Below are 14122 nucleotides of genomic sequence, written 5' to 3' on the forward strand. Positions count from 1 at the left end.
TCAGCAGTCGTCGACGCCGCGGGCGTTCTCAATCACGGTTTCTCACCATAAGCCACCGGACCTGTCGCGCTGACCTGCTCGCCCAGATGTCCCTTGACGAGGTGGCACCGGGTGGCGAGCGCTTTCGCACATGTCGTGCTGCCGAACCCAACCCGTCGGCAGCCCGGCCAGCGACTCGCTGTAGACGACGGACGGCCCCACGCCCAGCCGGGTACTGACGCACCGCACGAGACCGGCACTCGGACAGCTCGAAGAACCCTAGAGTGTCAATTTCGCGCGAATGCGTCAGCTCGATGCGGTAAGCCCAGAATGCTGAGAGCAATCGCCGTGCAGAATGAATTTCTAGGTGCGGCCGTCAGCTACAGCGTGACGATGACCGGCTGGATCTGGACGTTCTTGGTCAGCTGCTGCGGCGAGGGGACGGGCGTGCTGACCTTGACAGACGTGTTGTAGCCGTAGATGACGACCCCGTCGAGGTGGTTCGCGCCCGGCCAGTTCGACTCCAAGCGGACCGCCATTTGAGTCGGGAAGTTGGTTACCTCTTCGGCGCACGACCGGATCAGCACGACGCTCGGAGTGGCGGTCAGGTGGGTGGCCAGCATTTTGGCCAGCTTCTTGTAGGTCCAGCCCCAGTCTTTGGCGCCGGCTTCGGCGTCGCCGATCTCCTCGTCGTTGCCGTGCGCACGGATGCACAGCGGCTCGCCAGCCTGCACCCCGGCCAGGTAGGTGGCCAACTGCCGATCCGCCTCGGCCTGGGTGAGGCCGGCGTCGATGGGCAGGAGGGCGCCCCAGGCAGCCGCTCCCGAATCGGGCTCTGCAGATCGACCTCGGGTATTCGGATCCTGCGTCGCCACGATGAACATGACATTCTCCTTCGGGGTAGCCGCGTGTTTCAGAAGACCTGCAGAAGGCAGATTAGCGCGGCATTCGAAGAATGTTCCTGTCAGCTATCCGGCTCGAATGGATGCTGTCGTTGGTCGGACTGTTGACGGTCCTCAAGGGTCAGATTGAGTTACATCAGTCATCGACCCCGCAATTCCCGGATGTGCAATTGGCAAACAGTCGGTGTGGAACTCCCAGACGTTCGAGCCGCTGCCAGGAGCCTGTATCATGCCTGCACGTCGCAGGCGAAGCCGATCTCAGCCGGCGCGTCCGTCGCGTTTGGCAGTCGCGAGGAAGCCGGTCCAGGCCTGGGCGGTGAAGGTGAGGAGCGGTCCCCTGGGATCCTTCGAGTCGCGGACGGCGACAACCTCGGCGAGGTTCGTGGCGACCTCGATGCAGTCGCCGCCGTTGTCGCCGCTGCGGGTGCTCTTGCGCCAGACGGCGCCACTCAGGTCAGTCATGCCGCATCTCCCGAGCGACTCGCTTGATCATGTCCTTCGATTCTGCCTCGTCGAGGGTCAGCCGATCCAGCCCTCGCCAGACCGGCTCGTCGGCGGCCAACTCGTCGGGCGGACGCGCTTCAGCCGAGGCCGTGCTCGTCCAGGCCGGTGTTGAGGACCCAAGCGAGCGGCATGGTGGCCTGGATGACGTACTGGTCGCCGTCCAGGCGGTGCATGGTGACGGTCTGTGCCGAATCCTGATCGACCACCCAGTACTGAGGAATGCCGGCGGAAGCGTATTCGCTGCGCTTGGTTACCGTGTCGACGCCCTCGGAGCCGGGTGAAACGATCTCGACCACGAGAAGCACGTCGGCGACCGGCAGCCACACACCGTCTGCCTGAGCCTTGCTCCATACGACTAGGTCCGGAATCCGTCCGCCGACACCGCCGTCACGGCCCGGTATGCGCAACCCGACAGCTTGGGCGATGTGTTCCGCGGGGACACCCTGAGCGAGCCACACCATGAGCCGGGTCGCGATGATCGCGTGGTTGTAACCCGGCGGCGGCATGATCGAGACGACTCCCTCGGGGCTGATTTCGTACCGGTGGTTCTCGTCTGCGGCCATCATCGCCGTCAGGTCGTCGAGCGTCACGACAGGGGGCATGTATCTGCCAACCGCCTCTGAGCTCATGGACGCATCGTACCGGTTCGCGACGCGACGCCGGTGATGATGGGACCGCAGCGTGGCGTCCTGACTACCCTGGATCGCTCGTTCTGGGCAGCCCAGCTGAATTGGTTGCGTCTACTAGTTCCTGAAGATGACGAATGACGTCGACCTTGTGTTCGGTCTCCGGTAGTTGTCGCTCGCCAGCCGTCACCAGCCCGTTGCGCCAGTGGCTGACGATCTCCTGTGCTGCGGCGGGCACGTCGTCGATCCACATCGACCCGAGGTCGTTGTCGACGATCTCCTGCAGGTGGTCGGCGGTCTGCTGGGTCCGAGATGCCGTAGATCAGGAACTCCAGCGTCCAGTCGAAAAGCCCTCGGCTGCGGTCCAGTCGACGCCGGGGTTCAGCACGATGGGGCCAGCCATTACTTCCCCAGGACGAGTTGCTGCGGGACGTACGGGTGATACTTGGCGGGGCGTCAGTGGTATCCGAGGATCCGTGTCGCTTTCTCGCCGACCAGCCGGAGCTGATCTCCTGAGAGATCAGGCACATGGTAGTCATTGCCGCGCACTGTCTCGAGGAACTTCGTAGGCAGGCGCACATGGTATGTGGCGAGGTAGAAGCGCAGATCGTCGCGCCACAACCACTCGCCATCCGTAAGCACTGATGCACCTCCAACAAGGCGCCGGCCGCTACCGAGGACATCGATCTCCGCGCCCATCACGTCGATGAGGCCATGCCCACGGCGTAGATAGTCTTCGACCCCAAGCGCGTCGGGGAGTGGCTCCGCGTCGACGTGCGAGTGGATGCTCTCTACGTACACCTCGGCCGGGTTCGGTCCTAGTTCTCGAAAGAACCCCACAGTCTTCATTGGTGTCCCCTCGCTCGTGGTACGAAGACCTCCCAGGATCCGCCGCTCTCGACGACTGGAGCCTGAGGCTCAGTGGCCCATCGTTGCGTGCCCACCCGAGCCGTCGGGGCGAGCACGTTGACCCCGAGTTCGTCGGCGACCTGCTGACCGAGTGGTACCGCGTCGATGTCGGGCTTGACGGTGCCGGCATAGCAGGAGACCAAACGGAGGGGGCCGCCGTCATAGGCGGGATTTTCCCGAACCGCGGCGGCAATCTGGGCTGCGTTGGTGGCGTTTCCGTCCATGTGTGCTCCGTCTGCTGAAACCTTGCCGGGGACAAAGTACCCCTGGTCGGTGCCGTGCACGATGACGTCATGATGCCCATCAAGCGGCCGTACCTTGTCAAAGTTCCGCATCGTCAATTCGTCGTAGCCAATGCCGGTCGAGCGATCGGAGTGGTAGACCGGGTCTCCAGCGGAGAGGTAGGAATCGGGGGTCCGCTCCGGCGGCAGCGGCAGCGGCCGCGCCCTCGGATCGGCCCAGTCACGTCGCTGTCCCATCCGGTCGGCGGGCCCGACCCGAGTTAGTCGGCCCAGTACTTGCTTGAGTTTCTGGATGAGGTCGCCGAGCCGGCGCATCTCCGGAATCAGCCGTCGCAGGCTGGCCAGCAGCCCTCGCAACAACCGCGCGATCCGCGCACCCCAAGACGCCACCAAGGTCGTGACCTGCTCCACGACCAGCGGCACGGCCAGTCCGCCGGTGATGAGGAGTTCGCCCGCGTACACGATGATGCGGGAAACGCAGGTGGCGATGGCGTCGCGGACCAGGAGCCGGACGGCGGCCACCAGACCCGCGGCGCCTTCGGTGATCGCGGCCATGGTGTCGGCGCCCTGGGCGAGGCCGGTGATGGCCTGTTGCTGTTCGTTGGCCCAGGCTCGGTAGGCGGGGCCGGCGCTGCCGCCCCAGCCGGCGACGTCGGTGCGGACGGCACGAGCCAGCTCGGCGGCGTCGTCGCGGAGCGACCCGGCGACGTTGCGCCAGGTCTGGGCGTGTGCGGTGATTTGCGCCGGGTCACCGGCGAGCCAGTCCAGTGCCTCGCTGAGCGGCTTGACGTGTTCGATGAGCCAGGCGATTCCGTACTGGAGCAGGGCGCCGACCGGGTCGGAGACGAAGGCGAGGGCGTCCAGGCCCGCGCTCACGACGCCGAGGCTGCCGTCGATCCAACTGCCGGTGCGGACGCCCTGGGCGATGAGCTCGATGTCCTCGCAGATCCACATGCCCGCCCAGGCGCTGGGCGGGGTGTCCGCAGCGGCGGCGACGAGCGGGTTCGACATCACGGGTACTGCCGCACCTCATCGGGTTGGCGCTGCCGCACGCCGTCGAGCAGGTGTTCGGCGTGGGCGTCGGAGCTTCGGTAGCGGTCCGCCCCGACCCGCAGCTTGCCGGCGGTGTCCCGTACCGAAGCGGCGGCGGCGCCGATGCTGTCGACCAGGGTTCGCTGCAGTCCGTCGAGCAGCACCGGCATCATCGCGCAGAGTTGTCCGTAGGCGTCGGTGCCCAACCGGATGTGCTGGCCTGCCTGCTGGGCGGTGTCGAGAGTGCCGGCGCAGCGATCGAGGCGTGCGGCGTGGGCGGTCAGGTCGTCCGGGTCGACCTGGATGCCGTCACCACCGGGCATCGTCTGGTCCCTGGTCGTGGATGAGCCGTCTGCGGTACGAGTCGATGGTGACGTCGGCCCACATCTCGACCCTCCCCAGGGGACCACGGCCGGCTGCGACCGGCGACATCACCGGCACGCTACCAATCGGTGGCGCTGCGTGCATGCCCGCTGCCACCGTCGTTGCACCGCCTCGCCGATCATGGAGTTGTGGTGGGCGACAAAGCACCCGCCGTAGTGCCAAACAGGCACCACAACTCCATGATCGACAAAGCTAGAGCGCGATCTTGCACTTTCTGTCGCGACAAATGACGCAGAATCCCACAGTTCGGCGACTGAAACTGCAAGATCGACGCGATGGGGGCGTGCGGGGAGGCGCCGCGCGGTCGTGTTCGCGGGAGAGGAGTAGCAATCCGAACCACGTGGCGGTCAGGTCGACGAAGATTGTTCCCGTGACGAGCGACAACACGCCCCGGGCCTGGACCAGCCGGACCGTCTGGGACAGGCGGTTCAACGCCCCGCTGCGCTCGTTCCTGCGTACCGAGACCGGCGGCGCGCGGGTGGTGCTGATCGCCGCGGTGGTGGCACTGGTCTGGGCGAACCTCAGCGCATCGTCGTACGAGTCGGTCTGGAGCACCTCCTTCTCGATCCAGCTCGGCGACTGGCAGGTGTCACACGACCTGCGTTTCTGGGTCAACAGCGGGCTCATGACGTTCTTCTTCCTGGTCGCGGGGCTGGAGTTGCGCCGCGAGTTCGACATCGGCGAGTTGCGGGAGCGGCGTCGGCTGGCGTTGCCGATGCTGGCCGGGGTCGGCGGCATGCTCGTGCCGATCGCGATCTACCTCGCCATCAACGCCGGGCACACCACCGCTGCGGGCTGGGGTGCGGTGATGGCCACCGACACGGCGCTCGCGCTCGGCGCGCTGGCCGTCTTCGGGCCACGCTTCTCGGAACGGCTGCGTGGTTTCCTGCTGACCGTAGCCGTGGTCGACGATGTGGTGGCGATCGCGGTGCTGGCCATCGCGTACCCGCATCACCCCTCGCTGACGGCGCTCATCGTCGCCGCGGCGATCTTCGGCGTCGTACTGCTCGTCCGGGGCTACGGGGTGCGATTCGGGCCTGTCTACGCGCTGCTCGGGGTGGCGGCCTGGCTCGCCGTCTCGATGTCCGGTGTCGACCCGGTCGCGGTGGGCCTGGTGATGGGGTTGCTGACCTACGCCTACGCCCCCGGCCGCAGCGACCTGCAGCGGGCCAGCGACCAGTTCCGCCTCTTCCGGGAACAGCCCACCCCGCAACTCGCCCGGATGGCCCGGGCCGGGCTCACCTCGGCGCTGTCCCCGAACGAGCGGTTGCAGACCCTCTACCACCCGTGGGCGAGCTACGTGGTGGTGCCGCTCTTCGCGCTGGCCAACGTCGGCATCGTGATCGACGGTGACCTGCTGGCCAGGGCCGTGACCTCACCGGTCACGGTCGGGGTCGTGGTCGCGTACGTCGTCGGGAAGCCGGCCGGGATCGTGGCCACCGCGTGGCTGGTGGCCCGGCTCAGCGGCAACCGGTTCCGGCCACCCGTGGGTTGGGTTGCCGTCGCCGGGGTCGGCACGATCTCCGGCATCGGGTTCACCGTCGCGCTCCTGATCGCCACCCATGCCCTGAGCGGCCCGGCCCTGGACGAGGCGAAGTTCGGCATCCTCGTGGCGACGCTCGGCGCGTCACTCGTCACCTGGCTGGTGTTCCGCTCCGTCGGACGGCTCTCGCCGGCGCGGCGAACCCGCGCGCTGCTGGGCGTCACCGAGGGGATCGTCGACCTGATGCTCCCGGTCGATCCGGATCGCGACCACATGCGCGGGTCGCTGGATGCACCGGTGACGGTGGTGGAGTACGGCGACTTCGAGTGCCCCTACTGCGGGCAGGCCGAGCCGGTGGTCCGGGAGTTGTTGGCGGACTTCGCCAACGTCCGGTACGTCTGGCGGCACCTGCCGCTCACCGACGTCCACCCGCATGCCCAACTCGCGGCCGAGGCGTCCGAGGCGGCGGGGGAGCAGGACGCGTTCTGGGAGATGCACGACCTGCTGCTCGCCCACCAGGACGCTCTCAACCCCGCCGACGTGCTCGGCTACGCCGAACAGCTCGGCCTGGACCTCGACAGGTTCCGGGAGCACATGGTGAAGCGGATGGGCGTGGACCGGATCGCCGAGGACGTCGACTCCGCCGACCTCAGCGGCGTCACCGGCACCCCGACCTTCTTCATCAACGGCCGGCGACACCACGGCGCGTACGACATCGCCGCGCTCTCGGCCGCGGTGAAGGCGGCCTTCGCGAGCGCGAAGCTCCGCCCCGAGTACCACCCTCGCCATCGCGGACGCCGCGAGGCCGGACCGGCGAGCTGACCGCGCGATCGCGCGATCGTGCGGTCGTGCGGTCGTGCGGTCCCGAGCGAGCCAGGTGGTCGGCGAGCGCCGCGGTTCCCTCCCGAGGGCGTTCAGGTGGTGGGGAGAGCGGCGAGCCGGTTGGCGCGGCGGCCCGCGACGGCCACGACGACGGCGAGGGCCAGGGCGATCAGGAAGAAGACGTCCGCGCCGGTGAAGGCGGCGTGGAAGCCGGCCGTCGGGTCGGTGGCGGAGCTGGCCCGGGTGTACGCGATGGTGAGGATCGCGATGCCGAGTGAGCCGCCGAGTTGGTGGGCGACGTTGACGAGGCCGGACGCGGCGCCGGCGTCCTGCGGTTCGACCCCGGCGACGCCGCCCTGGGTCATCAGGATGATCGCGATGCCCTGGCCGATTCCGATCACCAGCAGGGGCAGCAGCACGTCCGGGAAGTAGGTGGAGTCGGCCGAGATGCGTGACAGCCACGCCATGCCGGCCAGCGCGACAACGAGGGACGCCACCAGCAGGACGGGACGTCCGAGCCGGTTCTGTAGGGGCCGGATGGCGTACACCATGGCGAAGAACATGCCGGTGATGGGCACGTACGCGAAGCCGGTCTGTAGGGCGCTGAGGTGCAGCACCTCCTGGAGGTACTGGCTGAGGAAGTAGAAGGTGGAGAAGGTCGCGCCGACGATGAGGATGCGCCCGGCGTACGCCCCGGAGCGCTCCAGGCTGTTGAAGAGGCGCAGGGGGGTGACGGGCTGCGGTGCCCGGTGTTCGATCAGCACGAAGGTGGTCAGGAGGACGGCGCCGAGGCCCAACGAGACGACGGTGCCCGGTGCGTTCCAGCCGGCCCCGGCGGCCTGGATGAAGCCGTACACCAGGGCGGTCATGCCGGCGGTGGAGGTCAGCGCGCCGCCGAGGTCGAACGTCCCGGCGCGGCGTTCGGTCTCGACCAGGAACCGTGGTGCGAGCAGCGCGATGGCGATGCCGATCGGCACGTTGACCAGCATTCCCCAGCGCCAGGAGAGCAGGTCGGTGAAGACGCCGCCGATCACGATGCCGACGCTGCCGCCGGCGCCGATGACCGCGCTGTAGAGGGCGATCACCCTGGCTCGGGCCCCCGGCTGGGGGTGGTCGGCGACCAGCAGCGCGAGCGTGGAGGGCACGGCGAGCGCGGCGGCGAGACCCTGCACGACGCGGGCGGTGATCAGCCAGCTGCCGCTCTGGGCGAGGCCGGCGGCGAGGGACGCCGCGGTGAACAGGGTGATCCCGGCGAGGAAGACGCGGCGGCGGCCGAGCAGGTCACCGGCTCGGGCGCCGAGCAGGAGCAGGCCGCCGAACGCCAGGACGTAGGCGTTCTGCACCCAGGAGAGCCCGGACTGGGAGAAGCCGAACTGCCGTTGCACGTGCGGCAGCGCGGTCGTGATGATCGAGGTGTCCAGCGTCATCATCAGCTGTGAGCCGAGGATGAGCGCCAGGGCGATCCCGCGACGGGAAGCGGGAGTCGGGGACATGGTTCCGCCTTCTTGGGGCTAGACTGATAGGAGACCTCCGAATAAATGGAGGCGCACTATCACTCTAGTGATAGCCGGCCTCCGGTTGCTAGCGCTGGGAGACATCGGCATCGTGACGGCCCTCACCCACCTGCGCGTGGCCCGCCCGCACCGGGCCGACGCCGCCCGCAACTACGACGCGATCCTGGCGGCGGCCCGGGTCGCCTTCGCCGAGCAGGGCGCGGAGGCTCCACTGGAGGAGATCGCCCGCCGGGCCGGAGTGGGCATCGCGACGCTCTACCGCAACTTCCCGACCCGGGAGGTGCTGATCGAGAACGTCTACGTCACCGAGGTCGAGGCGGTGTGCGAGACGGCCGGGGAGGCGGTGAGGCTCGCCCCCCGCGAGGGCCTCTACACCTGGCTGCGGCGTTTCGTGGAGTACATCGGGGCGAAGCAGCCGCTGGCCGCCGGCCTGAACCGGGAGTCCACCGCCTACCTGGAGTGTCGGCGGGCGCTCTACGCCGCCGGTGGGCCGCTACTGGAGCGGGCCCAGCGGGCGCGCGAGGTGCGCGCCGACGTGACGATCGACGACGTCATGCGCCTGACCAGCGCCATCGCCTCCGGGCACTTCCCTCGCGCCGACCAGCGCGAGCACGTGCTCACGGTCGCCCTGGACGGGCTGGGCACGCAGCCGGAGTGACCTCGGCCGCCCGCCCGCGCGTCGATGTCCGAAGTGGAACAGCTGCGGAACGTGTTCGGGGAATCACGGTGGACCCGGGCTCTTGACTCTCGGGAAACATCGGGCCACCATCTGACAACGTTGTCACAGACCCCCGTTATCTGACAACGTTGTCATGTCTGGAGGCAAGATGTCCGAGCCATCGCCGATTTCGCGGCGTACCTTCCTCTCCGCCGGCGCGACGCTGCTGGCGTCGGTCGGGGTGACCGCGGCCCTGCCGGACGCCCTCGCGTCCGCCGCCGTGCCGGCGCCGGCCGCCACCCCGGCCGCCACCGATCTGGCCCGGTACCGCCCGGTGACGGTCTCCTCGACCGACTACGCGCCGACGCCCGCCACCTTCGCCGTGGACGGGCTGCCGCAGGTCGGCGTCCGGGGGAGTGGATGGCGTGCCGCCAACGGCGATCCACAGTGGATCTCGGTGGACCTCCAGGCGCTCTGCCGGATCGAGGCCGTCTCCCTGGTCTTCGAGGCCACGCTCACCGACGGGCCGTTCGACGGCAACTACACCGACACCGACGGTGACGAGATCCTCTCCAGCGCCGCGACGGCGTACCGGATCGAGGTCTCCACCGACGGCCGTGCCTGGCGCTCGGTGTACGAGACCAGCGAGGGCCAGGGTGGCGTGCAGGCCATCAAGCTGCCCGAGCCGGTCACCGCCCGGTGGATCCGGATGACCGCCACGAAGCGCTCGAACAGCAACCCGGTCGGTCTCAACGGCTTCCAGGTCTACGGCGTACCGCTGGAAGGCCGGCCGAAGGCCGAGGGCTGGACCAGCTGGGAGGGCGGCAACACCGGCCCGGCCCCCGAGCTGAGGGTGGCCGCCGACGGTACGGTGCCGCTGGAGTCGGGCTGGTCGTTGACGATGGACGACTTCGCCGGCACCGCCGACGGCACCGAACTCTCCCGCGCCGGTGTCGACGTCCGTTCCTGGCTGCCGGCGACGGTGCCCGGCACCGTGCTGGGCACCCTGGTCGAGCAGGGCCACCTGCCCGACCCGGTGGGCGGCTTCAACAACATGCGCATCCCGGAGGCGCTGTCCCGGCACACGTGGTGGTACCGGCGCGCACTGCGGCTGCCGCGCGACCTGGACACCTCGGCCGGCCGGCGGATCTGGCTGGAGTTCGACGGGATCAACCACGAGGCGACCGCCTGGGTCAACGGCGTGCAGGTCGGCAGCGTCAAGCACCCGTTCGCGCGGGCGGCCTTCGACATCACCGACGCGCTGGCCGGTCACCGTGGCGAGCACGTCCTCGCCGTCCGGGTCACCCCGATGCCGCACCCGGGCACCCCCGGCGACAAGGGCCCCGACGGTCGTACCTTCCTTCAGTCGGCCCACCACTACCTGGACGCGCCGACCTACCTGGCGGTGTCCGGGTGGGACTGGATGCCCGCCGTCCGTGACCGGGTCACCGGCCTCTGGGACCACGTCCGGCTGCGCAGCACCGGCGCCGTGGTCGTCGGCGACCCGCACGTGCAGACCACGCTGCCCGACCTGCCCCGCACCGACACCGCCGAGGTCACCATCCGGGTGCCGGTCCGCAACGCGGCGGCCAGCGCCACCACGGTCACCGTCCGCGCGGAGTTCGACAAGGTACGCGTCGAGTCGACCGTGACCGTCCCCGCCGGCGGGAGCACCACCGTCACCTTCACGCCGGAGCGCTTCCACGCGCTGCGGCTGCGCAACCCCCGGCTCTGGTGGCCCAACGGCTACGGCGACCCCCACCTGTACGACCTCACGCTCACCGCCACCGTCAAGCGCACGGTCAGCGACCGGCGCGCGCTCCGCTTCGGTGTCCGCGAGTTCGGCTACGACTGGCACCAGCCGATCGTCATCTCGCCGCCCGGCAAGCCGGCGCTGGAGTTCGTCGACGGGGCGGCGACCCAGACCGTCACGTTCGACCGGCAGCGTGCCCGGCACGTGCGCATCCAGGCCGGCCAGCGCGCCACCGGTTGGGGTATCTCGATGTTCTCGCTGTCGGTGGCCGACGGCACCGGCCCGGATCTCGCCCTGCGCCGCGACGCCACCGCGTCGTCGTCGGAGAACGACGGCAACGGGCCCGGCAAGGCCGTCGACGGCGACGCGGCGACCCGCTGGGCCTCGCAGGCCGAGGACAACCAGTGGATCCAGGTCGACCTGGGCGCGCCGGTCGACTTCGACCGGGTCACCATCGTGTGGGAGCAGGCGTACGCGCTGGACTACCGCGTCCAGGTCTCCGCTGACGGGGACGTCTGGAACGACGTGACGTCGGTCAGCAACGACACTCCGTTGGGCAGCCGCGCCACCCAGGTCGAGACGTTCGCCAGTCAGACCGCCCAGCACCTGCGCATCCAGACCGGCGCGCGGGTGACCTCGTGGGGCGTGTCCATGTGGGCGCTGTCGGTGCAGCGGCAGGCCGAGCCGGACGTCGACCTGGCCCTGCGCCGGACCGCCACCGCGTCGTCGTCCGACAGCGACTCGAACGGCCCGGACCGGGCCGTCGACGGCAACCCCCGGACCCGGTGGTCGTCGAAGTTCGAGGACAACCAGTGGATCCAGGTCGACCTCGGCGCTCCGGTCAGCTTCGACCAGGTCACCATCGTCTGGGAGCAGGCGTACGCCCGCGACTTCGTCATCCAGGTCTCGGACGACGGGCAGCGGTGGACCGACGTGAAGTCGGTCAGCAACGCCGTCACCCAACTCAAGATCAGCGTGAACGGTGTGCCGGTCTTCGCCCGGGGCGGCAACTGGGGCTGGGACGAGCTGCTGCGTCGGGTGCTGCCCGACCGGCTGGCCGACACGGTCGAGATGCACCGCGACATGAACTTCACGATGATCCGCAACTGGCTCGGCAGCAGCAACCGCGAGGAGCTGTACCAGGCCTGCGACGAGCAGGGCATTCTGGTGTGGAACGACTTCTGGCAGGCGGGCGCGTTCCTGCCCAACCCGCCCGGCTACGTCGACATCGCCGCCGACACGATCCGGCGGTTCCGCCACCACCCGAGCATCGTGGTGTGGTGTGGCGCGAACGAGGGTGACCCACCGCCGATCGTGGACGCCGGGCTCAAGCAGGCCGCGGCCACCGAGCACCCGGAGATCCTCTACATCCCCAACTCGGCCGGCGGCATCGTCAGCGGCCACGGCCCGTACCACTGGGTGGAGCCGGCGACGTACAACAACAAGAACACCTACGACACGGGCGCGTTCGGTTTCCACACCGAGATCGGCATGCCGGTGGTGTCGGTGGTCGAGAGCATGCGCAACCTCGTCGGTGACGCGCCGGAGTGGCCGATCGGTGAGGTGTGGAACTACCACGACTGGTCGACCATCGGTAACCAGCGTGTCGGCACGTACCAGGCGGCGATCGACGCGCGGCTCGGTGAGTCCGACTCGCTCGACGAGTTCGCCACCCGGGCGCAGTTCGTCAACTACGAGAGCCACCGCGCCATGTTCGAGGCCTGGAACGCCAACCTGTGGCAGGACGCCACCGGTCTGCTGCTGTGGATGTCGCACCCGGCGTGGCACAGCACGGTCTGGCAGACCTACGACTACGACCTCGACGTGAACGGCGCCTACTACGGCGCCCGCAAGGGGTGCGAGCCGGTGCACGTCCAGGCCGACCCGGGCACCTGGCAGGTCCGGGTGGTCAACCACACCGCCGCGCCGCTCAGCGGGGTCACCGTGAGCGCCCGACGGTACGACCTGAGCGGCCGGTCGCTGGGTTCGCCCCAGCGTCAGCGGGTGGACGTGGCCCGCTCGGCCACCACGGCCGTCTTCCCACTCGCCGCGCCGGACGGCGGCGGACTGCACCTGGTGCGACTGGAGCTGCGGGACAGCCGGGACCGGCTGCTCGCGGAGAACACCTACTGGCGCTACGACAAGGCCGAGCAGTTGCGGGCGCTCAACGACGTGCCGAGCACCCGGCTGTCGACGTCGTCGAGCACCGTACGCGTCGTGGACGGGCGCAACACCGTCACCACGACGGTCCGCAACCAGGGCCGTACGGTCGCCGCGTTGGTGCGGCTCGCCGTGCGCGACCAGCACGGTAAGCGGGTGCTGCCGGCCCGCTACGACGACAACTACTTCTGGCTCCTGCCGGGGGAGAGCCGCGAGGTGCGGATCTCCTGGCCGGCGCGGCCCGGCCTCGCCCGCCAGGCCACGGTGACCGCCCAGGCGTACAACTCCTAGGCTCGGCCGGTCACCGTCGGTCACTTTCGTCGGAGCGGACGCGGCATTGAGCGGTATACCTCAATGGTATGAATATGACTCTGAGGTATACCGCTCACCAGCACATCGACATGCCGGGCCAGCCAACGCGACGGTCACTTCTTCTTCATGACGGCCTCACGCCAGATCAGACCGGCGATGCTCGGCCTCACCTCGGTGGTGATCACCGCCATCGCCCGACGGACGTACCGGTCGTCGGTCAACTGCGCCACCATGCTCGCCGCCAGGTCCGCGCGCGCCGTGAACAGGCCGTCCGCGACGTCCTCGGCCACCTGGTAGCGGGTGACGCTCGGGTGGTCGAACAGCCCGGACGGCCGGGTGATGGTCCAGTCCAGGTCGCTGTCGCGAACGAGGGACTCCATCCGCCGCATGTCCTCGTGCGCGGTGCGGCCCGCCCTGCGGTTGAACAGCGGGTCCAGCACGTTGTTGAAAAAGAACTCGCCGGTCGGGCGCCAGGTGGGATCCAGCACGCTGGAGCTGACGGTGATCAGGCGCTTGATCCCGTGGCGGTGCATGGCGGTCAGGATGTTCGCGTTGCCCCGGGAGTAGACGGTGATCGGCCTCGGGGTGAGGGGGACGCCCAGGCTGGAAAGGACGGCGTCGCCGCCAGCCACGGCCCGGTCGACGGCGTCGGGGTCCGCGACGTCCGCGCTGACCACGGTGAGGCCGGGGCGGGCTTGTACGGCGTGCGGGCGGCGGGTGACCGCGACGACCTCGTGGCCGGCGGCCAGGGCCTGCCCGGTGATCTGACGGCCGGTGGGGCCGGTGGCGCCGAAGACGACAGTGCGCATGTGTTCGCTCCTCGCTGGGGGTCGACGGCGTTG

At 69.2% G+C, this 14122-nt stretch carries 11 protein-coding genes; 3 read left to right on the forward strand and 8 right to left on the reverse strand.

Features of this window, described 5'->3' with window-relative positions; all coding sequences use genetic code 11:
• Nucleotides 1-359 precede the first annotated feature (359 nt).
• From ACFYL6_RS00745 to ACFYL6_RS00770, 6 genes are all read right to left on the reverse strand, one after another.
• Nucleotides 360-863, reverse strand: coding sequence for a hypothetical protein (locus ACFYL6_RS00745; protein WP_387165748.1), 504 nt, complete (start codon nucleotides 861-863; stop codon nucleotides 360-362).
• A 276-nt stretch (nucleotides 864-1139) separates the two neighbouring features.
• Nucleotides 1140-1343, reverse strand: a complete 204-nt coding sequence (locus tag ACFYL6_RS00750; protein WP_387165750.1) for a DUF397 domain-containing protein — start codon at nucleotides 1341-1343, stop codon at nucleotides 1140-1142.
• Between the two features lie 119 nt (nucleotides 1344-1462).
• Nucleotides 1463-1975 carry a Uma2 family endonuclease gene (locus tag ACFYL6_RS00755; protein WP_387165752.1) on the reverse strand — a complete coding sequence of 171 codons (513 nt, stop codon included), beginning with the start codon at nucleotides 1973-1975 and terminating at the stop codon, nucleotides 1463-1465.
• A 492-nt stretch (nucleotides 1976-2467) separates the two neighbouring features.
• Nucleotides 2468-2860 (reverse strand): hypothetical protein, encoded by a 393-nt coding sequence (locus ACFYL6_RS00760; protein ID WP_387165754.1) that lies wholly within the window; start codon nucleotides 2858-2860, stop codon nucleotides 2468-2470.
• On the reverse strand, nucleotides 2857-4038 hold the full coding sequence (locus ACFYL6_RS00765; protein WP_387165756.1) for a WXG100 family type VII secretion target: 1182 nt from the start codon (nucleotides 4036-4038) through the stop codon (nucleotides 2857-2859). The genes ACFYL6_RS00760 and ACFYL6_RS00765 overlap by 4 nt, the downstream gene beginning before the upstream one ends.
• Before the next feature lie 134 nt (nucleotides 4039-4172).
• Nucleotides 4173-4517 (reverse strand): type VII secretion target, encoded by a 345-nt coding sequence (locus ACFYL6_RS00770; RefSeq protein ID WP_387165758.1) that lies wholly within the window; start codon nucleotides 4515-4517, stop codon nucleotides 4173-4175.
• Between the two features lie 431 nt (nucleotides 4518-4948).
• Between ACFYL6_RS00770 and ACFYL6_RS00775 the strand changes: the two genes are divergently transcribed.
• On the forward strand, nucleotides 4949-6883 hold the full coding sequence (locus tag ACFYL6_RS00775; protein WP_387165760.1) for a Na+/H+ antiporter NhaA: 1935 nt from the start codon (nucleotides 4949-4951) through the stop codon (nucleotides 6881-6883).
• Between the two features lie 92 nt (nucleotides 6884-6975).
• Here the strand turns inward: ACFYL6_RS00775 and ACFYL6_RS00780 are convergent, their stop codons facing one another.
• On the reverse strand, nucleotides 6976-8376 hold the full coding sequence (locus tag ACFYL6_RS00780) for an MFS transporter (RefSeq protein ID WP_387165762.1): 1401 nt from the start codon (nucleotides 8374-8376) through the stop codon (nucleotides 6976-6978).
• 112 nt (nucleotides 8377-8488) lie between these two features.
• On the opposite strand from ACFYL6_RS00780, the gene ACFYL6_RS00785 reads away from it, so the two are divergent.
• Both ACFYL6_RS00785 and ACFYL6_RS00790 read left to right on the forward strand, forming a co-directional pair.
• Nucleotides 8489-9055 (forward strand): TetR/AcrR family transcriptional regulator, encoded by a 567-nt coding sequence (locus tag ACFYL6_RS00785; protein WP_387165764.1) that lies wholly within the window; start codon nucleotides 8489-8491, stop codon nucleotides 9053-9055.
• 169 nt (nucleotides 9056-9224) lie between these two features.
• A complete protein-coding gene (locus tag ACFYL6_RS00790; protein WP_387165766.1) occupies nucleotides 9225-13259 on the forward strand; it encodes a discoidin domain-containing protein in 4035 nt (1344 codons plus the stop codon).
• Between the two features lie 134 nt (nucleotides 13260-13393).
• Here the strand turns inward: ACFYL6_RS00790 and ACFYL6_RS00795 are convergent, their stop codons facing one another.
• A complete protein-coding gene (locus ACFYL6_RS00795; RefSeq protein WP_387165768.1) occupies nucleotides 13394-14089 on the reverse strand; it encodes an NAD(P)-dependent oxidoreductase in 696 nt (231 codons plus the stop codon).
• Nucleotides 14090-14122: the final 33 nt, after the last annotated feature.

It is taken from the genome of Micromonospora sp. NPDC007208, assembly GCF_042869175.1.
GTDB lineage: Bacteria > Actinomycetota > Actinomycetes > Mycobacteriales > Micromonosporaceae > Micromonospora > Micromonospora foliorum.

What these genes read in the sequence shown, in the direction of transcription:
- ACFYL6_RS00795 (WP_387165768.1), bottom strand. Translation starts at nt 14,089, where the DNA reads ATGCGCACTGTCGTCTTCGGCGCCACCGGCCCCACCGGCCGTCAGATC.
- ACFYL6_RS00790 (WP_387165766.1), top strand. Translation starts at nt 9,225, where the DNA reads ATGTCCGAGCCATCGCCGATTTCGCGGCGTACCTTCCTCTCCGCCGGC.
- ACFYL6_RS00770 (WP_387165758.1), bottom strand. Translation starts at nt 4,517, where the DNA reads ATGCCCGGTGGTGACGGCATCCAGGTCGACCCGGACGACCTGACCGCC.
- ACFYL6_RS00745 (WP_387165748.1), bottom strand. Translation starts at nt 863, where the DNA reads ATGTTCATCGTGGCGACGCAGGATCCGAATACCCGAGGTCGATCTGCA.
- ACFYL6_RS00760 (WP_387165754.1), bottom strand. Translation starts at nt 2,860, where the DNA reads ATGAAGACTGTGGGGTTCTTTCGAGAACTAGGACCGAACCCGGCCGAG.
- ACFYL6_RS00780 (WP_387165762.1), bottom strand. Translation starts at nt 8,376, where the DNA reads ATGTCCCCGACTCCCGCTTCCCGTCGCGGGATCGCCCTGGCGCTCATC.
- ACFYL6_RS00750 (WP_387165750.1), bottom strand. Translation starts at nt 1,343, where the DNA reads ATGACTGACCTGAGTGGCGCCGTCTGGCGCAAGAGCACCCGCAGCGGC.